Genomic DNA, 20174 nt, shown 5'->3' on the forward strand with positions numbered 1-20174 from the left:
CGCGCCCCAGTGCGGCTATGAGATGCCGCCTCACCATGGACACACCTTTCCCCTGGATCGATGTCGCGATCATCCTCGTGCTGGTCGCCGTGAATGGCCTCTTCTCGATGTCGGAGCTCGCGATCGTATCGGCGCGCCCTGCTCGGCTGGAGGCGCTCGCACGGACCAATCGCGGCGCCGCGATGGCGATCAAGCTGGCGAGCGATCCGGGCAAGTTCCTGTCGACCGTGCAGATCGGCATCACGCTGATCGGGATCGTCGCCGGTGCCTATTCGGGCGCGAGCCTGGGCGAGCCGGTGGCGGAGCGGCTGGCGCGGCTGGGGCTGAGCGACGCGCTGGCGCACAAGGCTTCGCTCGCGCTGGTGATTGGGCTGACCACCTATGCCAGCCTGGTGATCGGCGAGCTGGTGCCCAAGCAGTTCGCATTGCGCTCGCCGGAGCCGATCGCCGCGGCGATGGCGATCCCGATGTACTGGCTGAGCCGCATCACCGCGCCGATCGTCTGGCTGCTCGATTCGACCAGTGCGCTGATCTTCCGGCTGGTGGGGCTCAATCGCGAATCCGAGAACCGCGTGACCGCCGAGGAGCTCCACCTGATCGTGGCGGAGGCGAGCAAGTCGGGCGTGATCGAGGAGCATGAGCGCTCGATCATCTCGGGCGTGGTGCGGCTGGCCGACCGGCCGGTGCGCGAAGTGATGACGCCGCGTACCGAAGTCGACTGGCTCGACGTCGACCTGGACGATGCGGGCATTCGCGCCGCGTTGCTCGAAACGCCGCACACGCGGCTGCCGGTGGCGGAGGGCTCGGTCGATTCGGTGATCGGTGTGGTCCAGTCGCGCGACATCGCCGCGGCGCTGTTCCGCGGCGAGCCGCTGGATCTCAGGAAGCTGATGCGCCCCGCGCCGGTGCTGCCCGACCAGGTCGATGCGATGGACGCGCTGGGGGCGCTGCGCCGCGCCGAAGTGCCGATGGGCCTCGTCCACGACGAATATGGTCATTTCGAAGGGATCGTGACGCCGGCAAACCTGCTCGCGGCGATCGCGGGCGAATTCGCGTCGGACGCGGAGCCGGGCGACAATCCCAATGTGATCGAGCGCGAAGATGGCTCGCTGCTCGTCTCGGGCCAGATGCCCGCCGACGCGCTGGCGGAGCGGCTGGGAATCGATCTCTCCGAGGACCGCGACTATGCGACGGTCGCGGGGCTGGCGCTCGCAGTGCTCAAGCACCTGCCCAACGAAGGCGAAGTGTTCACCGAGCAGGGCTGGCGCTTCGAGATCGTCGACATGGACGGTCGCAAGATAGACAAGCTGCTGGTGCGCGAGGCTTAGGCGCGGAGGCCCTTCTTGAGCCCCTCTCCTTCAGGGGAGGGGCTTTGTAGCCCTCACGCCGCCCGAAGCTGGAGGCCGCGCAGCCAGGCGCGGGCGGCCTTCTGCGCTTCGATGATCTCGCGCGCGGTCATGTCCTCGGCGATGTCGGCGCGGCATTGCTGCGCTTCCTCGCTGCCCGAGGCGGCCGCGATGTTGAACCATTTGTGCGCCTCGACCAGGTCCATCGGCACGCCCTCGGCGCCGCTCGAATAGACGATGCCAAGGTCGAAGCACGCCCTGGTGTTGCCCCGCGCCGCGTCGCGGAGCCGGCTTTCGATCAGGAAACGCGCACTGTTGAGACTGTTGCCCATGTCGCCACCCCCAAGAAAATCCTCTCTGCAGGGATTGGCAGGTAAGCGGCAAACAAATGGTTAACGCAGTTAACCGTGATCGTTCGTATTGACCGGGATGTTGTCGATCAGCCGCGTGCCGCCGATTCGTGCGGCGGCGAGCAGCCGCAGCGGCCGGCCCTCGGCAGGCTCGCCCAGCGTCTCGGCATCGACCAGCGTGACATAATCGACTTCGAAGCCGGCGGCGGCGAGCATCTCGCGCGCCTGGGCGAGCGCGGCCCCGGCATCGCTACCCTCGGCAATCGCCCGCTCGGCGGCGCCCAGCGCGCGCGGCAGCGCGACGGCGCGGGCGCGGTCCTCGGGCAGGAGGTAGAGGTTGCGCGACGAGAGCGCGAGCCCGTCGTCCTCGCGCTGGGTGGGGACGCCCAGGATCTCGATGTTCATGTCGAGGTCGGTGACCATGCGCCGGATCACCGCGAGCTGCTGCCAGTCCTTCTCGCCAAACACCGCAGCGTCCGGGCGGACCTGGTTGAACAGCTTGGTGACGACGGTCGCCACACCGTCGAAATGGCCGGGGCGGTGCGCGCCGTCGAGCACGTCGCTGACGCCGCTCACCGAGACGTTGGTCGCGAAGCCTTCGGGATAGACTTCCTCGACCGGCGGCATCCACAGCACGTCGACTCCGGCGCTGGCGAGCAGGCGCGAGTCGGCCTGTTCGCGGCGCGGATATTTGTCGAGGTCCTCATTGGGCGCGAACTGCTTCGGGTTGACGAAGATCGAGACGACGACGCGGTCGCCGGCGCGGCGCGCGGCCTCGACCAACGCCATGTGCCCGTCATGCAGCGCGCCCATGGTGGGGACCAGCACGACTCGCTCGCCGGCTGCGCGAAAGGCGGAGATCGCCTCGCGGAGGTCTTCGAGACGACGGACGGTTTGCACGCTCTGACACTTTCTATAAGACGGAAAGGGCGGCCTTCTATGGGCGCTGCGGGTAAGGATCAATAAAGGATGTTGGGGGCTTGAGCGACGGAGCGAAGCGGCTGCACGTCATCGTTTTCGCGAACGAGAAGGGCGGCACCGGCAAGTCCACCACGGCAGTCCATACCGCGATCGCGCTGGCCTTCAGGGGGGCACGCGTGGCGTGCTTCGACCTCGACCATCGCCAGCGCACGCTGGGTCGCTATCTCGACAATCGCGCCCAGACGATGAAGCGTGTCGGCCGTCCGCTGCCGATGCCCGAGTATGAGACGCACGACGGCGAGAGCATGGACTTTTTCGCCGAGACGCTCGACCGGCTGGGCGAGAATGCCGATTTCCTGGTGATCGACACGCCGGGGCGCGACGACAAGTTCGCCCGGCTGGCCGTGACCAATGCCGACACGCTGGTCACGCCGATGAACGACAGCTTCGTCGACTTCGACCTGATCGGCCATGTCGACCCCGAGACCTTCCGCGTGGTGCGCCCGAGCTTCTATTCGGAGCTGATCTGGGAATCGCGCAAGCGCCGCGCCAAGGCCGACGGCGAGACGATCGACTGGGTGGTGCTCAGGAACCGCATGCAGCACATCGAAGCGCGCAACATGAAGCGCGTGTCCGAGGCGATCGACCAGCTTTCCAAGCGCGTCGGCTTCCGCGTGATCTCGGGGCTCTCCGAGCGCGTGATCTATCGCGAGCTCTTCCCGCAGGGGCTGACGATGCTCGATTCGCGCGAGTTCGGCGAAATGGGGCTCAGCCATGTCGCGGCGCGGCAGGAGCTGCGCGAGATGATGGCCGGGCTCGCGCTGCCCGAGACCGTCATGCCGCTGTTCGCCTGAGGCGGGCATGGCCAAGGCGATCCTGGCCGCGCTGATCCTGTTCGCGGTCTATCAGATGTTCCTCAAGCCCAAGCCCAGGGCCCGGCCGCGCATGCCCGAGGACGAGGCGCGCGCGATCCTGGGCGTGGGCGCCGACGCCGATGCCGAGGCGATCCGCGCCGCGCATCGCCGCCTCGTCTCGGCGGTGCATCCGGACAAGGGCGGATCGGCCGAGCTCACGCGGCGGATCAATGCCGCGCGCGATACGTTGCTGAAGTAAGCTTTCGCCGGACCGCCCCGTGCGTGCGACGGCGGCACGTGCGTCGTTACGAGTCCGCAATTGAACTTTCACACGGGCTCGGGAATTACGCGGGGCAACATTTCCCGGAGGAATCATGACGCACCGTTTCGACCCCACTTCGCTGCGCGAGTACGACATCCGCGGAATCGTGGGGAAGACGCTGGGCCCCGACGACGCGCGCGCGATCGGCCGCGGCTTCGCCACCCTGCTGCGCCGCGCCGGCGGCACGCGCGTGGCGGTGGGCCGCGACGGCCGCGTCTCCTCGCCGGAGCTCGAGGCCGCGCTGGTCGAGGGGCTGACTGCCTCGGGCTGCGACGTCGTCCGTATCGGCATGGGCCCCACCCCCATGCTCTATTATGCCGAGGCAACGCTCGAGGTGGACGGCGGCATCCAGATCACCGGCAGCCACAATCCCGGCGACTACAACGGCTTCAAGATGGTGTTCCAGCACCGCCCCTTCTTCGGCGAGGACATCCAGACGATCGGGCGCATGGCGGCCGAGGGCGACTGGGACGAAGCCGAGACGCCGGGCGAAGTCAGCGATTATGACATCCTCGACGCCTATGTCGGCCGGCTCGTCGCGGGCTATGCCGGGGGCGCCTATCGGATCGGCTGGGACACGGGCAACGGCGCCGCGGGTCCGGCGATCGAGAAGCTGGTTGCCCAGCTGCCCGGCGAGCATTTCACGCTGTTCACCGAAGTCGACGGCAGCTTCCCCAACCACCATCCCGATCCCACCGAGGAGAAGAACCTCGAGGATCTCAAGCGGCTGGTAGCCGAGAAGCAGCTCGACTTCGGCCTCGCGCTCGACGGCGACGGCGACCGGCTGGGCGCGATCGACGGCCAGGGCCGCGTGGTGTGGGGCGACCAGATCCTCTCGATCCTCGCCGAGCCGCTGCTCAAGGCCGAACCGGGCGCGACGGTGATCGCCGACGTCAAGGCAAGCCAGGCGCTCTACGACCGCGTCGCCGAGCTGGGCGGCAAGCCGGTGATGTGGAAGACCGGGCACAGCCTGATCAAGACGAAGATGAAGGAGACGCACGCGCCGCTCGCCGGCGAGATGAGCGGCCACATCTTCTTCGCCGACACCTTCTACGGCTATTACGGCTATGACGACGCGCTGTTCGCCGCGGTGCAGCTGATCCGCGCGGTGCACAACACGGGCAAGTCGCTGACGCAGCTCAAGGACGAGATGCCGAAGATGATCAACACGCCCGAGATGCGCTTCCAGGTCGACGAGAGCCGCAAGTTCGCGGTGATCGACGAAGTGCTCGATCGGCTCGAGGCCGAGGGTGCCGACGTCAACCGCACCGACGGCGCGCGCGTCAACACGCCCGACGGCTGGTGGCTGCTGCGCGCTTCGAACACCCAGGACGTGCTCGTCGCGCGCGCCGAGGCCAAGAGCCAGGAAGGGCTCGACCGGCTGATGGCGCAGATCGACGCCCAGCTCGCGGCCAGCGGGCTCGAGCGCGGTCCCCAGGCGGCACATTAAAACGCTGTAAGGCGCGTTGCCCTCACGGGCGCGTGCGGCTTAGTCTCCCCTTCGCCGGCCGGGTGCCGGTCGAAGGGGGGAAGCCATGATCCTGACTGCGATTGCGCTGACGCTCGCCGCGCCGGCCTGCCAGAAATATGACGCGAACTTGCCGCAGACGCTCGCGGGGTGGACGCGCGCGGGCCGTGACTTCGACACGGGCCACGCGATCACGCTGCCGCGGCGCGGAAGCGGCGTGCACACCATGGTCCGCATCCGCAAGGCGGGGACCTATGGCGTCGCGCTCGACCAGGCGGGGTGGATCGACGTCGCCCCGGCGAAGGGCAAGGTGCTCCAGTCGAGCGAGCATGCGCATGGCCCGCAATGCTCGACGATCCGCAAGATCGTGCGCTACCGGCTGCGTCCGGGCACCTATCGCATCGACGTGACTCGGCTTAAGGGGGACCGCGCGCGGCTGATGCTGGTGCGCTACTGATTCTCCCAAGGGGCCGACATGAAGTTCTTCGCCGACACCGCCGACACCAAGGATATCCGCGACCTCGCCGACGCAGGCCTGCTGGACGGTGTCACCACCAACCCCTCGCTGATCCACAAGGCGGGGCGCAACTTCCTCGAGGTGGTCGAGGAGATCTGCGGGATCGTCCCGGGCAAGCCCGTCTCGGCCGAAGTCGTCGCGCTCGATTTCGAGACGATGATGAAGGAAGCCGAGATCGTCCGGAAGATCGCCGACAACGTCGCGGTCAAGGTGCCGCTCACGATCGACGGCCTCAAGGCGTGCAAGGCGCTGACCGACGACGGCACGATGGTCAACGTCACGCTGTGCTTCTCGGCCAACCAGGCGCTGCTCGCGGCCAAGGCGGGCGCAACCTTCATCTCGCCCTTCGTCGGCCGGCACGACGACATCGGCTATCCCGGGATGGACCTGATCGCCGACATCCGCACGATCTACGACAATTACGCCTTCGACACCGAGATCCTGGTCGCCAGCGTGCGCAACCCGATCCATGTGCTCGAGGCCGCCAAGATCGGCGCCGACGTGATGACCGCCCCGCCGTCGGTGATCAAGCAGCTGGTCAAGCACCCGCTGACCGACAATGGCATCAAGGCGTTCCTCGCCGACTGGGAAAAGACCGGGCAGTCGATCGGCTAAGCGCATCTCCTTCTCCCACAAGGGGAGAGGGAGCGTTATGCTCCCCCGATGACCGACCGCCCCCTCCCGCTGCTCTATGCGGAGCATCTCGCGCGCGACCGGCGGCGGTCGGCGCATACGGTGCGGGCCTATGAGGCGACTGCGGTGCGGCTCGTCGGCTTTCTCCAGCAGCATTGGGGCGGGCCCGTCACGCGCGCTGCGCTGGCCAAAATCTCCACCACAGACTTGCGCGCCTTTCTGGCGAAGCGGCGCGATGAGGGGCTGAGCAACAGCTCGGCCGCGCGCGAGCTTTCGGCGGTTCGCGGGTTCCTGAAATTCGCGGCGGGCGAGGGGAGCGAGCTGCCGCGGCTGCGCGGGCCGCGCGTCAAGAAGGGCATCCCCCGGCCGATCGCGCCGCACGAAGCCGTGGCGCTGGCCGAGGCAGTCTCCGAGGAAGCCAGCGAGCCCTGGATCGCCGCGCGCGACTGGGCGGTGCTGCTGCTGCTCTATGGCGCGGGGCTGCGCATCGGCGAGGCAGTGGGACTGACCGGCGCGGTGCTGCCGCTCGGCGAGACGATGAGCGTCACCGGCAAGCGCGCCAAGACGCGGATCGTGCCGCTGCTGCCGCAGGTACGCGCGGCGATCGAGGATTACGCGCGGCTCTGTCCCTATGGGACCGCCCGGGACGCGCCGCTGTTCCGCGGCGCCAAGGGCGGGCCGCTGCCGCCGGGGATGATCCGCAAGGCGGTACGCTCGGCGCGCACGGCGCTGGGGCTCTCCGAGCGCACCACCCCCCACGCATTGCGCCACAGCTTCGCGACGCACCTGCTCGGCCGGGGCGCCGATCTGCGCGCACTGCAGGAGCTGCTGGGGCATGCCAGCCTGAGCTCGACGCAGGTCTATACCGCCGTCGACGCGGCGCACCTGCTCGACGTCTACCGCAACGCCCACCCGCGGGCTTGATCCCTAGCGCTGCTCGCGCGGCTTCCAGGTGGCGACGCGCCAGACATAGGCGACCAGCGCGACGGCGACGGTGGCGATGATCGCGACGGTCATCCATTGCTCGATGCGCGCGATCCAGGTGCCGAGTCCCAGGCCCACCGCCGCCAGCAGCGTGTTCCAGATCAGGCTGCCGCCGGCGGTGTAGAGCAGGAAGCGGCCGAGCTTCATGTGCATCAGCCCGGCGGGGATCGAGATCACCGTGCGGCCGAAGGGCAGGAAGCGGAACACGAAGACGGTGATCCCGCCCCAGCGATCGAAATAGCGCCGCAGCCGCTCGACATCCTCCCATTCGAGCGTCAGCCAGCGGCCCCAACGGTCGACCAAAGGCTTGAGCCGGCGATAGCCGAGGCGCCGCCCCGCCTCCCACCAGAAGAGATTGCCGAGCACGGTGCCCGCGGTGCCGGCCAGCACCAGGGGCACGAAGGACATGCGGCCTTGGGCCACGGCGATGCCCGCCATGCCCATGATCGCCTCGGAAGGGATCGGGGGCACGATATTCTCGAGCATCATCAGCAGGAAGACGCCCCAATAGCCGAGATCGGCGAGCCAGGCAGTCATGGCACCGGCCTCAGCCGCGCGCGGCTACCCGGGCCTCGATCGCTTCCCAGATGCGCGCGGCGGTGTCGGTCCCGTTGAACCGGTCGATCGCCACGATGCCCGTGGGCGAGGTCACGTTGATCTCGGTGAGCCATTCGCCCCCGATAACGTCGATTCCGACGAAAAGGAGCCCGCGGCGCTTGAGCTCCGGCCCCAGGGCGGCGCAGATTTCCTTCTCCTTGTCGGTCAGCTCGGTCTGCGCCGCCGATCCGCCGACCGCGAGGTTCGAGCGGATCTCGCCCTCGCCCGGGATGCGGTTGACTGCGCCCGCGACTTCGCCGTCGACGAGCACGATGCGCTTGTCCCCTTCCGCGACCGACGGGAGGAAGGCCTGCACCATGTGCGGCTCGCGATAGGCGGTGTTGAACACTTCGATCAGCGAGGCGAGGTTGGCGCCGTCGCGGCCGACCTTGAAGATCGCCTTGCCGCCGTTGCCGTGGAGCGGCTTGACGACGATCTCGCCATGTTCGGCGAGGAACGCGCGCGCTTCGTCGAGGCTGCGCGTGACCAAGGTCGGCGGCATGAAGCGCGCATAGTCGAGGACGAAGACCTTCTCGGGCGCGTTGCGCACGCTGGCGGGATCGTTGACCACCAAAGTGCGGTCGGCGATCCGCTCGAGCAGGTGCGTCGCGGTGATGTAGCCGAGGTCGAAGGGCGGGTCCTGGCGCATCAGTACGACGTCGGCCTGCTCGCCCAGGTCGAGCTTCACCGCATCGCCGAAGGCGAAGTGATTGCCCTGGACGCGCTGGACGCTGACCGGGTGGGCGCGGGTCCAGACGTGGCCGTCTGAATAGTTCAGGTCCTCGGGGGTGTAATGATAGAGCAGGTGCCCACGCGCCTGCGCCGAGAGCATCAGCGCGAAGGTCGAATCGCCGGCGATGTTGATCTGGTCGAGCGGGTCCATCTGCACGGCGACGGTGAGCGACATTTTCGGTGGGCCTCCCTTGGACGCCGGCGATGTAGGGCGCGCAGTGCCGCTTGTCACCCGATCCAGGCATTCTCGATGTGGCGCGGGGCCGCGCGCGGGGCGATCAGGATCACGTCGATGCGGATGTCGTCGCCGGGACCGGCGAGGCGCGGCATCAGATATTCGGCCGCGGCTGCGACGCGCGCGAGCCGGCGCTCGTCGATCGCGAAATCGAGCTCGACGGTCGTTGCACGGGTCTTCACTTCGACGAAAGCAACCAGATTGCCGCGCCGGGCGACCAGGTCGACTTCGCCGACGGGGGTGCGCACGCGCCGCTCGAGGATGCGCCAGCCCTTGAGCCGCAGCCACCAGCCCGCGACTCGCTCGCCGCGCCGGCCCGAAGCCTCGGCGGCGCGGCGGTCTCTCATCCCTTCATCTCCATCGCCCGGGCGTAGAGCGCCTTGCGGTCGAGCCCCAGCCTTTTGGCGACCTCGCCGGCGGCCTTGGAGGCGGGCAGGCGAGTGAGGGCCTCGGCGAGCGCCGCGTCGGCGTCCTCGGCGCTGGCGGGAGGCGCCTCGCCCGGAGGCGCCACCACCACGACGATCTCGCCCTTGGGCGGCGCGTCGGCATAGCGTGCGGCGAGCGAGGAGAGCGTGCCGGTCACGCATTCCTCGAACTTCTTGGTGATCTCGCGCGCGACTCCCGCCTCGCGATCGCCCAGCCCGTCGGCGAGCGCGGTCAGGCAGGCGGCGAGGCGCGGGCCCGATTCGTAGAGCACCAGAGTCGCCCGCACGGCCGCGATCTCGGCGATCGCCTCGGCGCGCGCCTGCTGCTTGGGCGGCAGGAAACCGAGGAAGAGGAAGCGATCAGTCGGCAGCCCGGCGAGCGTCAGCGCGGCGATCGCGGCGCAGGGGCCGGGGATCGTGGTCACCGCATGGCCGGCCGCGCGCGCGTCGCGCACCAGCTTGAAGCCGGGGTCCGAGATCAGCGGCGTGCCTGCGTCCGAGACGAGCGCGACCACTTCGCTGCCCATTCGCGCGACCAGCCCGGGGCGTACCGCATCGGCGTTATGGTCGTGATAGGGCGTCATCCGCCCCTTTGCGCCGAGGTGGCGGAAAAGCCCGGCTGTCACACGCGAGTCTTCGACCGCAACAATATCGGCGTTCATCAGTACTTCAGCCGCGCGCGGGCTTAGGTCGCCGAGATTGCCGATCGGCGTGGCGACGATATACAGGCCGGGCGTTAGAACAGAGCTCATCGGGGAGTGTCATGGCAGAGGGTGTAGGCAAACCGCAACACGGGCTTTGGACCCTCGTCCGCCGAGCGACACTGGGCGCGACGATGCTGCTCGCCGCCTGCGCGACCGGTCCGCGGGTCGTGCCCGAGCGCGAGCGCCCGCCCGTGGTCGAGCGCCCCGTCGCGCCGCCGGTGATTGCGCCTGGGCTGCCACAGGACGTCGAACGTCATCGCGTCGCGCTGCTCGTGCCGCTCACCGGCACCAATGCCGGCGTCGGCCGCTCGCTCCAAAATGCCACCCAGCTCGCGATCCTCGACGCCAAGGCCGATTCGATCCGCATCACCACTTATGACACCGCCGGTGCCGGCGGGGCCGCCGCGGCTGCGCAGCAGGCGATCGCCGAGGGCAACCGGCTGATCCTCGGCCCGCTGCTCGCCGAGGATGCGCGGGCAGTGGCACCGATCGCCCGTCAGGCGCGCGTCCCGGTGCTCAGCTTCTCCAACGACGTGAGCGCGGCGGGTAACGGCACTTTCCTGCTCGGCTATATGCCCTCGCAGTCGATCGACCGCGTCGTGCATTTCGCCAAGGGCAACGGCATCACCCAGTTCGTCGGGCTGATCCCCTCGGGCCTCTATGGCGAGCGCGCCTCGACGGCGTTCCTGCGCTCAGTCGAGGATGCCGGCGGCAAGGTGCTGGCGCTCGAGACGTTCGATGCGCGTCCGGGCTCGCTGACCAGCGCGGTCGCCAAGGTCACGCGCTCGCCGTTCCAGGCAGTGCTGATCGCCGGCAGCGCCAACAGCGCGGTCACCGCCGTCCCCGCCATCCGCCGCGCGCCAGCCGGCAAGACCGCGCGCGTGCTCGGCACCGAGCTGTGGAACACCGATTCGGCGATCGGCTCCAAGACCGTGCTCAACGGCGCCTGGTTCGCGAGCGTGCCCAACCGCTACTATCGCCAGTATGCGACCAAATATCGCGCGCGTTTCGGCTCGGCGCCCTATCGGCTGTCGACGCTCGGCTATGACGCGGTGCTGCTCACCGTGCGCATCGCGCGCGACTGGCGGCCGGGCACCGAATTCCCCGAGCGCCGGCTGACCGATTCGGACGGCTTCGCGGGGCTGGACGGCGCATTCCGCTTCAACCGCGACGGCATCGCCGAGCGCGCGCTGGAAGTACAGGAGATCAAGGGCGGGACGACCGTGACCGTATCGCCCGCGCCAACTGGTTTCGGCGGGCAATGACCCGGCAGGACTACGGCTGAGACTCCGGTCCGCGCGCCACGAGCCCGCAACCGAATTGGCCGGCGCGCTGTGTGCCGGCCCGGATGACGGAGGTGCGCGATGAAAGCCGTTCGTTTTGTCGAAGTGGGTCGCCCCGCGGAAATCGTCGATCTCCCCAAACCCCAGCCGGGGCCGGGCCAGGTGCTCGTGCGGATCGCCGGAGCGGGCGTCTGCCATTCGGATCTGCACGTGCTCGACCACGGGATCGGCATCCCCGGCCCCTTCACGCTGGGCCATGAGAACGCCGGCTGGATCGAAGCACTCGGCCAGGGCGTGACTCGCTGGCAGGAAGGGCAGGCGGTGGCGGTCTACGGCCCCTGGGGCTGTGGAACCTGCCGCACCTGCCAGACCTCTGCCGAGAATTATTGCGAGCGCCACGCCAGCATCTCCACGTATGGCGGGGGGCTGGGATCCGATGGCGGCATGGCCGAATACATGATCGTACCGTCTTCGCGACTGCTGGTGCCGCTCGATGACCTCGATCCGGTGCAGGCCGCGCCGCTCAGCGATGCGGCGCTCACCCCCTATCACGCGATCAAGGCGGCACTGGCGCTGCTGACGCCTGACGCCACGGTGCTGGTGCTCGGCGTAGGCGGATTGGGCCACATGGCAGTGCAGATCCTTCGCGCGCTCTCGCCGGCGACGATCATCGCCGGCGATATCGATGCGGCGAAGCTGGAGCACGCCCGCCAGCTTGGCGCAGCGCACGCAATCAACACCGGCGATCCGAGGGCACGCGAGGAGATCCTCGATCTCGTCGGCGAACGCGGCGTCACCGTTGCGCTCGACTTCGTGGGTGCGCAGCCGACGATCGATCTGGCCACAGGCGTCGTCGGCCGGAACAGTCGCGTTACGGTGGTCGGCCTGGCGGGTGGCACGGTGCATTATTCCGAGAACAATCCCCCCTACGGCACGCAGGTGACCATTCCCTATTGGGGTTCGCGCACCGAACTGATCGAAGTGATCGCGCTGGCGCGTGCGGGCCGGATCAAGGCGGCGGTGGAGACCTTCCAGCTCGACCAGGCCAACGAAGTCTATCAGCGGCTTCGCGCGGGCAAGATCCAGGGCAGGGCGGTGCTGCTGCCCTAGGCGACGATCTCGCGCAGGATCGCTTCGAGCAACGGCATGCCCCGCTCGGTAACGATCAGCCGGTCGCCTGTGCGTGCGACGAGTTGCTGATCCACGAGCTGGCCCAGCGCCTTCTCGTCGAGTGGAAGCGCGCCGAGCGCCCCGATGCCGGCCAGGTCGACGCCTTCGCCGAGGCGTAGGCCCATCAGCAGCGCCTCGACCGCTTGTTCCTGCGGTGCCAGCGCATCCTCGCGCTCGATGCCGTGGCCGTTGCGCTCGATCGCGGTGATCCAGTTCTCGGGCTTCTTGCGGCGGAGCGTCGCCATGCCGCCGCGGCGTCCGTGCGCGCCGGGGCCGACGCCGGCATAATCGCCATAGCGCCAATAGGTCAGGTTGTGCCGGCTCTCGGCGCCCGGCCGGGCATGGTTGGAGATCTCATAGGCGGGCAGCCCCGCGGCCGCAGTGATCGCGCGCGTCGCTTCGAACAGGTCGGCGGCGGCGTCGGGATCATAGGCCTCGAGCTCCCCCTTCTCGAACAAGGTCGCGAAGCGCGTGCCGGGCTCGATCGTGAGCTGGTAGAGCGAGAGATGCTCGGTGCCGTAGGCAAGCGCGCGCTCGAGCTCGGCGGTCCAGCCGGCGAGCGTCTGGCCGGGACGCGCGTAGATCAGGTCGAAGCTCACGCGGCTGAAGGCGGCTTGGGCGGTTTCGAGCGCGCCCAATCCCTCGTCGACGCCGTGCGCGCGGCCGAGGAAGCGCAGCGCGTCGTCGTCGAGCGCCTGGAGGCCCAGCGAGACACGGTTGACGCCGGCCGACGCGAGATCGGCGAAGCGCGCCGCCTCGACCGAGGATGGGTTCGCCTCGAGCGTGATCTCGACGCCGGGCTCGAAGCCCCAGTGGCGCTCGGCAGCCTCGATCACCGCCGCCACCGTCTCGGGCGGCATCAGCGAAGGCGTGCCCCCGCCGAAGAAGATCGATCCCAGCCGCCGCCCGGGCAGCGCCGCCGCCTCATGCGCCAGGTCGGCGAGCATCGCCGCGCGCCACACCTGCTGGTCCACCGATTCGCGGACATGGCTGTTGAAGTCGCAATAGGGGCATTTGGAGACGCAGAAGGGCCAGTGCACGTACAGTGCGAGGGGAGAAGCGTCTGTCATCGAAAGCGGGGCCGGCTGGAGCGGGTGATCGAGCCGCGCGCGAAGCCCGGAAGGGCCGAGCGCCATAATCGATCACGGGTTCGTAAGAACTGAGCGGCTGGAGCGGGTAACGGGAATCGAACCCGTGTATTCAGCTTGGAAGGCTGCTGCACTACCATTGTGCTATACCCGCCCAGCGGCGTGCCGAGTGCCACATGCACCCGGGGCCGGTCAACATAGTGCGGCACCGTTCGGTTGCAATCTCCCGCTGGCCAATGCTTTCGCATGTGTTATGGTACATCATCACAATGGGAGAAATGCCATGGTCAAGCACGTCCGTGTTGCCGAGCCCGTCCCTTTCAGCGCGATCAACGTCACGCCGTTCATCGACGTGATGCTGGTGCTGCTGATCGTGATGATCCTGAGCATCCCCGTTGCCAGCCACAAGCTTCCGGTCGATCTGCCGAGCGGCCTCGGCACGACGGCGCCCGAGACACCGCACCAGCTCGCGATCGACCGCGGAGGTGCGCTCTATTGGGACGGCGCGCCGATCGCCGAGGCGCAGCTGCCGGCTAGGCTGGCGCAGGTCGGCGCCGACCCCGCGGGCGTGCTCCACATGAACACCGATCCCGAGGCCCGCTACGAGCGATTCGACCACGTGCTGGCGCAGGTGAAGCGCGCGGGCGTCAACCGGCTCGGCTTTGTCGGGCTTCGTCCGTTCGAGGATTGAGGAACGCACTAGTCCGTGGCAGCGTTTGTTACGTTCCCGAACGAATGGTGAGGAAGCTCATGCGTACCGCCTTCGCACTCGCCGCTGCCTGCGTGCTCGCAGCGTGCCACCAGCAGCCTGCCACGGACAATGGAGAAGCGGCGAACGACGCCGCGCTCGCCGCCAACCAGGGGGAGCCGGAACCCGCGCCCGCGGAGACGCCCGCGACCCCGGCCCCGCTCAGCCCGCCGGCTCCCGGCGAGCCGGGCGGGCTGGACAATGACATGACTCCTGTCGCCGAAGGGCGGATCGACCCGGGCAGCGCTCAGGGCGCCGGGCAGGTCGTGCAGCAATATTTCGCGCTGATCGAGGCAGGCCGCTACCGCGACGCCTGGGCACTATGGTCCGACGGCGGCCGCGCGTCGGGCATGACGGCCGACGCCTTTGCCGCGAGCTTCGGCCGCTATTCCGAATATCACGCCAATATCGGCGCGCCGGGGCGCATCGATGCGGGCGCGGGGCAGCGCTATGTGACCGTGCCCGTGCAGGTCTATGGCCGCCTGCGCGAGGGCAACCGCGAGTTCAATCAGCGCGGATCGATGACGCTCCACCGCGCCGGCGACATTCCGGGCGCGACCGCGGAGCAGCGGAGCTGGCGCATCCACAGCTCCGACCTCAGGCCCGGAGCGGCTGCCGCCACGCCTGCGCCGAGCCCGACGCCCACCGCGGCGGCGATCAACCGGCGCTTCCGCTGCACCGACGGCGGGCGGCTCGCCACGCATTACGAGCCGGGGAGCGAGCGGATCACGGTCACGCGCAGCGGCCGCGTGGTTGCGACCCTGCGTCAGCAGCGCGTAGCGTCCGGCACGCTCTTCGTCGGCGGCGGATACACGTTGCGCGGCAAGGGCGACTACCAGACCTTCACTCCCCCCGGCAGACGGCCGATCGGCTGCACGGCGATGCGATAGGATGGCGCGTTACACCCGGACGATCACTGCCGGCCCCGACGACATCGACGTGCTCGGTCACGTCAACAATGCCGTGTGGGTGAAGTGGATCCAGGATGTCGCGGTCGCGCATTGGGAGGCAGTGGCGCCGCCCGAGCACCGCGACGCCTATATCTGGGTCGTGACGCGCCACGAGATCGACTATCGCGGCAACGTCTCCGAAGGCGAGACGGTCACCGCCGAGACCTGGGTGAGCGAACCGCCGCGCGGCGCGCGCTTCGACCGGTACATGCGCTTCACCGGCGCCGACGGGAAGGTACGGGTGGAGGCCAAGACCACCTGGGCGATCCTCGACCGCGCCACCGGCCGGCTGCTGCGCGTGCCGGCTGAGGTGGCGGCGCCGTTTCTCGATCAATGAACGACCCCGTCATCCCCGCGGAGGCGGGGACCCAGGAGTCGCGAAGAATGACCTTGCCGCCCTGGTGCCCCGTCTTCGCGGGGTGACGAAGGCTTACTTCATCACCGGCAGCGTCACCATCGAGCCTGCGCACACGCGCTGCGTCGCCTTCACGAAGTCCCCGTCCTTCGCCTTGTAGATGTTCGGCACGAACTTCTGCGGGTTGCGGTCGATCACCGGGAACCAGCTCGACTGGACCTGGACCATGATGCGGTGGCCCTTCTTGAAGACATGGTCATGGGCACGCAGCGGCACGTCCCAGGCGATCACCTTGTTCGGCGTCAGCGGCGTCGCGTGCGCCGGATCGGCGAGATAGCGGCCGCGCCGGACCTCCATCGCGATCGGGAACTGATAGCCGTTGAGCGTCGCCGTATAGTCCCCCAGCGCCGCGCGCCGGACGGGTTCGAAATCCTCGGGTAGCACGTCGATCAGCTTGACGACGAAGTCGCTGTCGGTCCCCGAGGTCGATGCCATCAGCTTGGCCGCGATCTCGCCGGTGACGGTCAGGTCCTCGGTCAGTGGCGCGCTGACATAGCTGAGCACGTCGGGACGATGGTCGACGAAGCGCTGGTCGGCGGCCTCCCACCAGCGCCATTCGAGCGAGGGATAGGTGCGCGAGATCGGCCGCGCGCGGAACGGCACCGGGTTCGCGGGATCGGAGACATATTCGCGGCAGCCGCCGTCCGCCGGCGCGGTGAACGACAGGCTGCCGTCCGACTGAAGGTAGAGGTTGGTCGCGGTCGCGCCCGGCGCCGGCCATTTGGGATAGGTCTTCCACTCCCAGGAGCCGCTCTGGAACATCTTGGCCTCGAAGCTCGGCTGGCCGGGCTTGCCGTGCAGCCAGTGCGCGAAGAAGGGCGCCTCGATGTCGCGCATGAACTCGGCGCCGGCGTCGCGCCCGATCGGGACGTTGCCGACCTTGTCGACGTTCGAATGCCAGGTGCCGTGTGCCCATGGGCCGGCGACGATCATGTTGAGCCTGTTCGGATCCTGGCTCTCCATCTTCTCGTAGATCTTCCACGTGCCCAGCGGATCCTCCTGGTCCCAGAAGCCCGCGACATGGAGCGTCGGCACGGTGGTGCGGCCGAGCTGCTCGGTCCAGCGCTGGCGCTTCCAGAAATCGTCGTAATCGGGATGCTCGATGATCTCGGTCAGCCGCGGCACGCTGCCCTTGAAATAGAGCTTGTCGAGATTCTCGACCGGGCCGAGCTTGAGGAACCAGTCATAGGTGTCGATCGGCGCCTTGCCGCCATAGTCGAAGTCCTCGCCCTGGTCGTTGTTCTGCAGGCTGAACAGCCAGTCGGTGGCGTAGGACAGGCGCATCGCGCCGTAGCGGTGGAGGTCGTCGTTGACCCACCAGTCGTTCCACGCCGCCTGCGGGCTCACCGCCTTGAGCGCCGGATGCGGCTTGGCGAGCGCCACCGCCGAGGCATAGCCGGGGTAGGACACGCCCATCATGCCGACCTTGCCGTTGTTGTCGGCGACGTTCTTCACCAGCCAGTCGACCGTGTCATAGGCGTCGGTGGCCTCGTCGACGGCCTTGTCGCCCTTGGGCCGCAGCGCCATCGACATGGTGAAGTCGCCGTCCGACTTGAACTGGCCGCGCATGTTCTGGAACACGACGATATAGCCGTCCTCCATCAGGAAGCGCCACGACGCCGGCATGCTCGTCGGCGCGGCGCCCGGGACGCCATAGGGCGTGCGCTGGAGCAGGATCGGCAGCTTGCCCGTCTTGCCCGTGGGCCGCATGATCACGGTCTGGAGCCGCGCGCCGTCGCGCATCGGCACCATCACTTCCTGATAGGTGAAGAGGGGCTGCTGCGCGGGGGCTGCCTGTGGGGCGGGCGCGGTCTGGGTATGCGCGGCAGCCAGCGGCAGCGCTGCCGCGACGGTTGCCAACAGGAAAACGCCCAACTTCCGCATCGTAACCCTCCCGAAATTCGTGGGGAGGGTTTCGGCGGCGGCCGGGCGGCTGTCAATCGCCGCCCGGCCGTCGATGTCAGTTCCGGTGTTCGCCGCGCACCCAGCGGACGGTGCCCGAGCTCGCGCGCATCACGACGCTCTCGGTGGTCATCTTGCCGCGCTTGCGCTTGACGCCCTCGAGCAGCGAACCGTCGGTGACGCCGGTCGCCGCGAAGATGCAGTCGCCCTTCGCCAGGTCGGTGAGGTCGTAGATCTTGTCGAGATCGTCGATGCCCCATTGGCGGGCGCGGGCGCGCTCGTCGTCGTTGCGGAACAGCAGCCGGCCCTTGAACTGGCCGCCGACGCAGCGCAGCGCCGCGCAGGCGAGCACGCCCTCCGGGGCGCCGCCCGAACCCATGTAGACGTCGATCGTGGTATCGGGATCGGTGGTCGCGATCACGCCGGCCACGTCGCCGTCGCCGATCAGCACCACGCCGCAGCCGAGCCCGCGCAGCTCGGCGATCAGCTTCTCGTGGCGCGGGCGGTCGAGCACGCAGGCGATGATCTCGTGCGGCTGCACCCCCTTCGCGGCGGCGATCGCCTTGACGTTCTCGGTCGGCGACTTGTCGAGGTCGATCACGCCCTCGGGATAGCCGGGGCCGACCGCGATCTTGTCCATATAGACGTCGGGGGCGTTGAGCAGGCAGCCTTCCTCGCCCACCGCCAGCACTGCCAGCGCATTGGGGCCGGCCTTGGCGCAGATGGTCGTGCCTTCGAGCGGATCGAGCGCGATGTCGATCTTGGGCCCGCGGCCCTGCGCGGCGCCGACCTTCTCGCCGATGTAGAGCATCGGCGCCTCGTCGCGCTCGCCTTCGCCGATCACCACGGTGCCGTCGAGATAGAGCTTGTTGAGCGCCTCCCGCATCGCCTCGACCGCGGCCTGGTCCGCGGCCTTCTCGTCGCCGCGGCCGACCAGCTCGGAAGCGGCGATCGCGGCGGCCTCGGTGACTCGCACCATTTCGAGCACGAGGACACGATCGAGAACATGGCTTGCGGTGGGCATCGGCGAGAATTCCCCTCTGGATTTGCCGCGGCGATAGGGGCGGCGGGATGGTGTGTCGAGGCCGCTAACGTTGTCGGACCGAAGGAGTTTCTGCCACCGGCTTGCGACAGAGCGATTGCAGGCCGCGGGGGATGCCGCGCCGTCTGCGCTCATGCTCCCAGAATGTGCATCCACATCGGCTCGCCGGCGAGGCTCTGCGAGCCGCGCAGCTTCTCGAGCGCCTGCGCGACGGCGCGCTCGGGGCCCTCGTGCGTGACGATCGCGACGAGCACGCTGCCGTCGGCGCTGGTGCCGCGCTGGATCAGGCTCTCGATCGAGACGCCGGCGTCGCGCATCGCCGCGGCGATCTCGGCGAGCACGCCGACCTTGTCGACCACGGTGAAGCGGACATAGGCGCGGCCGAGCCGTTCCCCGCTGTCGGCGGGCCCCTGCGCCGCCAGCGCGTCGGCGGGCATGGCGTAGGGCGGGCCGAATTCGCCGCGCGCGATGTCGATCAGGTCGGCGACCACCGCGCTCGCGGTCGGGCCGTCGCCCGCGCCGGCGCCCTGGAACAGCAGCCGGCCGACGAAATTGCCCTCGGCGACCACGGCGTTGGTCGATCCGGTGACGTGCGCGAGCGGATGGCTGACGGGGACGAGGTGCGGGTGGACGCGCTGGAACAGCCCGTTCGGCCCGGCATCGGCCACGCCCAGCAGGCGGATGCGATAGCCGAGCGCCGCGGCCTCGGCGATGTCGGCGGCGATGACGTGGCGCACGCCGGTGACGGCGACCTGATCGAACGCCGGCTGCGCGCCGAAGGCCAGGCTCGCGAGGATCGAGAGCTTGTGCGCGGCGTCGATGCCGTCGATGTCGAAGCTGGGATCGGCCTCGGCGTAGCCGAGCCGCTGCGCCTCCTCGAGGATGTCGGCAAAGTCGCGGCCCTCGGCCTCCATCTTGGAGAGGATGAAATTGCAGGTGCCGTTGAGGATGCCATAGACGCGGGCGATCTCGTTCGCCGCGGCGCCTTCGCGAAGGCCCTTGATCACGGGCACGCCGCCGGCCACCGCAGCCTCGAACTTGAGCGCGACTCCCGCGCCCTCGGCGGCCTGGGCCAGCTCGAGCCCGTGGTGCGCGATCATCGCCTTGTTGGCAGTGACGAAGCTCTTGCCGCCGCCCAGCGTCGCGCGGGCGAGCGCCAGCGCCGGGCCGTCCGACCCGCCGACCAGCTCGACGACCACATCGGCCCTGGCATGGCGCGCCAGCTCGGCGGGATCGTCGACCCAGTCGAAGCGCGCGATATCGACGCCGCGGTCCTTGCTGCGGTCGCGCGCGGAAACCGCGACGATCTCGATGGGCCGTCCGGCGCGCCGCGCGATCAGCTCGCCATTGGCGTCGATCAGGCGGATCACGCCTGCGCCAACGGTTCCGAGGCCTGCAAGGGCAACGCGCAGCGGTTCGGTCATAGCATCTCTCGCTCCCCTCCCTGTTTGCAGGAAGGGGTTGGGGGTGGGTGGCGAGCGAAGCGAG

Annotated in this window: 22 protein-coding genes and 1 tRNA gene; 12 read left to right on the forward strand and 11 right to left on the reverse strand. The window is 68.8% G+C overall.

What is annotated here, in order from left to right; translation table 11 throughout:
- The first annotated feature begins 35 nt into the window (after positions 1-35).
- A complete protein-coding gene (locus J7500_RS05895; RefSeq protein WP_294060588.1) occupies positions 36-1328 on the forward strand; it encodes a hemolysin family protein in 1293 nt (430 codons plus the stop codon).
- A 53-nt stretch (positions 1329-1381) separates the two neighbouring features.
- Here J7500_RS05895 and J7500_RS05900 read toward each other — a convergent pair whose 3' ends face one another.
- Entirely contained in the window at positions 1382-1678 is a 297-nt protein-coding gene (locus J7500_RS05900) for a hypothetical protein (RefSeq protein ID WP_294060589.1), read from the reverse strand.
- Positions 1679-1747: 69 nt separating this feature from the next.
- Positions 1748-2596: a pantoate--beta-alanine ligase gene (panC, locus tag J7500_RS05905; protein ID WP_294060590.1), complete on the reverse strand. Its 849-nt coding sequence runs from the start codon at positions 2594-2596 to the stop codon at positions 1748-1750.
- An 80-nt stretch (positions 2597-2676) separates the two neighbouring features.
- Here panC and J7500_RS05910 point away from each other — a divergent pair, with 80 nt between their 5' ends.
- From J7500_RS05910 to J7500_RS05935, 6 genes are all read left to right on the forward strand, one after another.
- Complete coding sequence (locus J7500_RS05910; protein WP_294060591.1) at positions 2677-3471, forward strand: division plane positioning ATPase MipZ; 795 nt, start codon at positions 2677-2679, stop codon at positions 3469-3471.
- Between the two features lie 7 nt (positions 3472-3478).
- Positions 3479-3730 (forward strand): DnaJ domain-containing protein, encoded by a 252-nt coding sequence (locus tag J7500_RS05915; RefSeq protein ID WP_294060593.1) that lies wholly within the window; start codon positions 3479-3481, stop codon positions 3728-3730.
- A gap of 115 nt (positions 3731-3845) precedes the next feature.
- Positions 3846-5243, forward strand: coding sequence for a phosphoglucomutase/phosphomannomutase PgmG (gene pgmG, locus J7500_RS05920; RefSeq protein WP_294060594.1), 1398 nt, complete (start codon positions 3846-3848; stop codon positions 5241-5243).
- A gap of 85 nt (positions 5244-5328) precedes the next feature.
- A complete protein-coding gene (locus J7500_RS05925; RefSeq protein ID WP_294060595.1) occupies positions 5329-5718 on the forward strand; it encodes a hypothetical protein in 390 nt (129 codons plus the stop codon).
- 18 nt (positions 5719-5736) lie between these two features.
- Entirely contained in the window at positions 5737-6393 is a 657-nt protein-coding gene (fsa, locus tag J7500_RS05930) for a fructose-6-phosphate aldolase (RefSeq protein ID WP_294060597.1), read from the forward strand.
- Between the two features lie 48 nt (positions 6394-6441).
- Positions 6442-7335: a tyrosine recombinase XerC gene (locus tag J7500_RS05935; RefSeq protein WP_294060599.1), complete on the forward strand. Its 894-nt coding sequence runs from the start codon at positions 6442-6444 to the stop codon at positions 7333-7335.
- Positions 7336-7338: 3 nt separating this feature from the next.
- Here the strand turns inward: J7500_RS05935 and J7500_RS05940 are convergent, their stop codons facing one another.
- From J7500_RS05940 to rsmI, 4 genes are read right to left on the reverse strand one after another with little or no spacing between them, the layout of a single operon-like run.
- A complete protein-coding gene (locus J7500_RS05940) occupies positions 7339-7932 on the reverse strand; it encodes a DedA family protein (protein WP_294060600.1) in 594 nt (197 codons plus the stop codon).
- 10 nt (positions 7933-7942) lie between these two features.
- Positions 7943-8899, reverse strand: coding sequence for a glutathione synthase (gshB, locus tag J7500_RS05945; protein WP_294060601.1), 957 nt, complete (start codon positions 8897-8899; stop codon positions 7943-7945).
- Positions 8900-8952: 53 nt separating this feature from the next.
- Positions 8953-9306 carry a YraN family protein gene (locus tag J7500_RS05950; RefSeq protein WP_294060602.1) on the reverse strand — a complete coding sequence of 118 codons (354 nt, stop codon included), beginning with the start codon at positions 9304-9306 and terminating at the stop codon, positions 8953-8955.
- Positions 9303-10136, reverse strand: coding sequence for a 16S rRNA (cytidine(1402)-2'-O)-methyltransferase (gene rsmI / locus J7500_RS05955; protein WP_294060603.1), 834 nt, complete (start codon positions 10134-10136; stop codon positions 9303-9305). Before rsmI ends, J7500_RS05950 begins: the two co-directional genes overlap by 4 nt.
- A gap of 11 nt (positions 10137-10147) precedes the next feature.
- Between rsmI and J7500_RS05960 the strand changes: the two genes are divergently transcribed.
- The gene (locus tag J7500_RS05960; RefSeq protein WP_294060604.1) at positions 10148-11353 is read left to right on the forward strand and encodes a penicillin-binding protein activator; all 1206 of its coding nucleotides are present in this window, start codon (positions 10148-10150) and stop codon (positions 11351-11353) included.
- Positions 11354-11452: 99 nt separating this feature from the next.
- Positions 11453-12481, forward strand: coding sequence for an NAD(P)-dependent alcohol dehydrogenase (locus tag J7500_RS05965; RefSeq protein WP_294060606.1), 1029 nt, complete (start codon positions 11453-11455; stop codon positions 12479-12481).
- Here J7500_RS05965 and hemW read toward each other — a convergent pair.
- Together hemW and J7500_RS05975 are read right to left on the reverse strand one after the other, a co-directional pair.
- Positions 12478-13611, reverse strand: a complete 1134-nt coding sequence (hemW, locus tag J7500_RS05970; RefSeq protein ID WP_294060704.1) for a radical SAM family heme chaperone HemW — start codon at positions 13609-13611, stop codon at positions 12478-12480. The two genes, J7500_RS05965 and hemW, sit on opposite strands and share 4 nt — an antisense overlap.
- A gap of 98 nt (positions 13612-13709) precedes the next feature.
- Positions 13710-13783 (reverse strand) — tRNA-Gly (locus J7500_RS05975).
- Between the two features lie 129 nt (positions 13784-13912).
- Here J7500_RS05975 and J7500_RS05980 point away from each other — a divergent pair.
- Genes J7500_RS05980 through J7500_RS05990 form a run of 3 tightly spaced genes read left to right on the forward strand, consistent with a single transcriptional unit; the run spans position 13913 to position 15664 of the window.
- Positions 13913-14320 carry a biopolymer transporter ExbD gene (locus J7500_RS05980; protein ID WP_294060607.1) on the forward strand — a complete coding sequence of 136 codons (408 nt, stop codon included), beginning with the start codon at positions 13913-13915 and terminating at the stop codon, positions 14318-14320.
- A 59-nt stretch (positions 14321-14379) separates the two neighbouring features.
- Positions 14380-15267, forward strand: coding sequence for an MliC family protein (locus J7500_RS05985; RefSeq protein WP_294060608.1), 888 nt, complete (start codon positions 14380-14382; stop codon positions 15265-15267).
- Between the two features lies 1 nt (position 15268).
- Positions 15269-15664 (forward strand): thioesterase family protein, encoded by a 396-nt coding sequence (locus J7500_RS05990; RefSeq protein ID WP_294060609.1) that lies wholly within the window; start codon positions 15269-15271, stop codon positions 15662-15664.
- Positions 15665-15757: 93 nt separating this feature from the next.
- Here J7500_RS05990 and J7500_RS05995 read toward each other — a convergent pair whose 3' ends face one another.
- From J7500_RS05995 to J7500_RS06005, 3 genes are all read right to left on the reverse strand, one after another.
- Positions 15758-17626 carry a CocE/NonD family hydrolase gene (locus J7500_RS05995; protein ID WP_294060610.1) on the reverse strand — a complete coding sequence of 623 codons (1869 nt, stop codon included), beginning with the start codon at positions 17624-17626 and terminating at the stop codon, positions 15758-15760.
- A 76-nt stretch (positions 17627-17702) separates the two neighbouring features.
- Positions 17703-18668, reverse strand: coding sequence for a class II fructose-bisphosphatase (gene glpX, locus J7500_RS06000; RefSeq protein ID WP_294060611.1), 966 nt, complete (start codon positions 18666-18668; stop codon positions 17703-17705).
- Positions 18669-18817: 149 nt separating this feature from the next.
- Positions 18818-20110 (reverse strand): homoserine dehydrogenase, encoded by a 1293-nt coding sequence (locus J7500_RS06005; protein WP_294060612.1) that lies wholly within the window; start codon positions 20108-20110, stop codon positions 18818-18820.
- Positions 20111-20174: the final 64 nt, after the last annotated feature.

The organism is Sphingomonas sp., assembly GCF_017744835.1.
Lineage (GTDB): Bacteria > Pseudomonadota > Alphaproteobacteria > Sphingomonadales > Sphingomonadaceae > Sphingomonas.

Excerpts from the sequence above, each read along its gene's own strand:
- J7500_RS05895 (WP_294060588.1), top strand. The coding sequence starts at position 36 with ATGGACACACCTTTCCCCTGGATCGATGTCGCGATCATCCTCGTGCTG.
- J7500_RS05900 (WP_294060589.1), bottom strand. The coding sequence starts at position 1,678 with ATGGGCAACAGTCTCAACAGTGCGCGTTTCCTGATCGAAAGCCGGCTC.
- J7500_RS05915 (WP_294060593.1), top strand. The coding sequence starts at position 3,479 with ATGGCCAAGGCGATCCTGGCCGCGCTGATCCTGTTCGCGGTCTATCAG.
- pgmG (WP_294060594.1), top strand. The coding sequence starts at position 3,846 with ATGACGCACCGTTTCGACCCCACTTCGCTGCGCGAGTACGACATCCGC.
- J7500_RS05925 (WP_294060595.1), top strand. The coding sequence starts at position 5,329 with ATGATCCTGACTGCGATTGCGCTGACGCTCGCCGCGCCGGCCTGCCAG.
- fsa (WP_294060597.1), top strand. The coding sequence starts at position 5,737 with ATGAAGTTCTTCGCCGACACCGCCGACACCAAGGATATCCGCGACCTC.
- J7500_RS05935 (WP_294060599.1), top strand. The coding sequence starts at position 6,442 with ATGACCGACCGCCCCCTCCCGCTGCTCTATGCGGAGCATCTCGCGCGC.
- J7500_RS05940 (WP_294060600.1), bottom strand. The coding sequence starts at position 7,932 with ATGACTGCCTGGCTCGCCGATCTCGGCTATTGGGGCGTCTTCCTGCTG.
- gshB (WP_294060601.1), bottom strand. The coding sequence starts at position 8,899 with ATGTCGCTCACCGTCGCCGTGCAGATGGACCCGCTCGACCAGATCAAC.
- J7500_RS05950 (WP_294060602.1), bottom strand. The coding sequence starts at position 9,306 with ATGAGAGACCGCCGCGCCGCCGAGGCTTCGGGCCGGCGCGGCGAGCGA.
- rsmI (WP_294060603.1), bottom strand. The coding sequence starts at position 10,136 with ATGAGCTCTGTTCTAACGCCCGGCCTGTATATCGTCGCCACGCCGATC.
- J7500_RS05960 (WP_294060604.1), top strand. The coding sequence starts at position 10,148 with ATGGCAGAGGGTGTAGGCAAACCGCAACACGGGCTTTGGACCCTCGTC.
- J7500_RS05965 (WP_294060606.1), top strand. The coding sequence starts at position 11,453 with ATGAAAGCCGTTCGTTTTGTCGAAGTGGGTCGCCCCGCGGAAATCGTC.
- hemW (WP_294060704.1), bottom strand. The coding sequence starts at position 13,611 with ATGACAGACGCTTCTCCCCTCGCACTGTACGTGCACTGGCCCTTCTGC.
- J7500_RS05980 (WP_294060607.1), top strand. The coding sequence starts at position 13,913 with ATGGTCAAGCACGTCCGTGTTGCCGAGCCCGTCCCTTTCAGCGCGATC.
- J7500_RS05985 (WP_294060608.1), top strand. The coding sequence starts at position 14,380 with ATGCGTACCGCCTTCGCACTCGCCGCTGCCTGCGTGCTCGCAGCGTGC.
- J7500_RS05990 (WP_294060609.1), top strand. The coding sequence starts at position 15,269 with ATGGCGCGTTACACCCGGACGATCACTGCCGGCCCCGACGACATCGAC.
- J7500_RS05995 (WP_294060610.1), bottom strand. The coding sequence starts at position 17,626 with ATGCGGAAGTTGGGCGTTTTCCTGTTGGCAACCGTCGCGGCAGCGCTG.
- glpX (WP_294060611.1), bottom strand. The coding sequence starts at position 18,668 with ATGCCCACCGCAAGCCATGTTCTCGATCGTGTCCTCGTGCTCGAAATG.
- J7500_RS06005 (WP_294060612.1), bottom strand. The coding sequence starts at position 20,110 with ATGACCGAACCGCTGCGCGTTGCCCTTGCAGGCCTCGGAACCGTTGGC.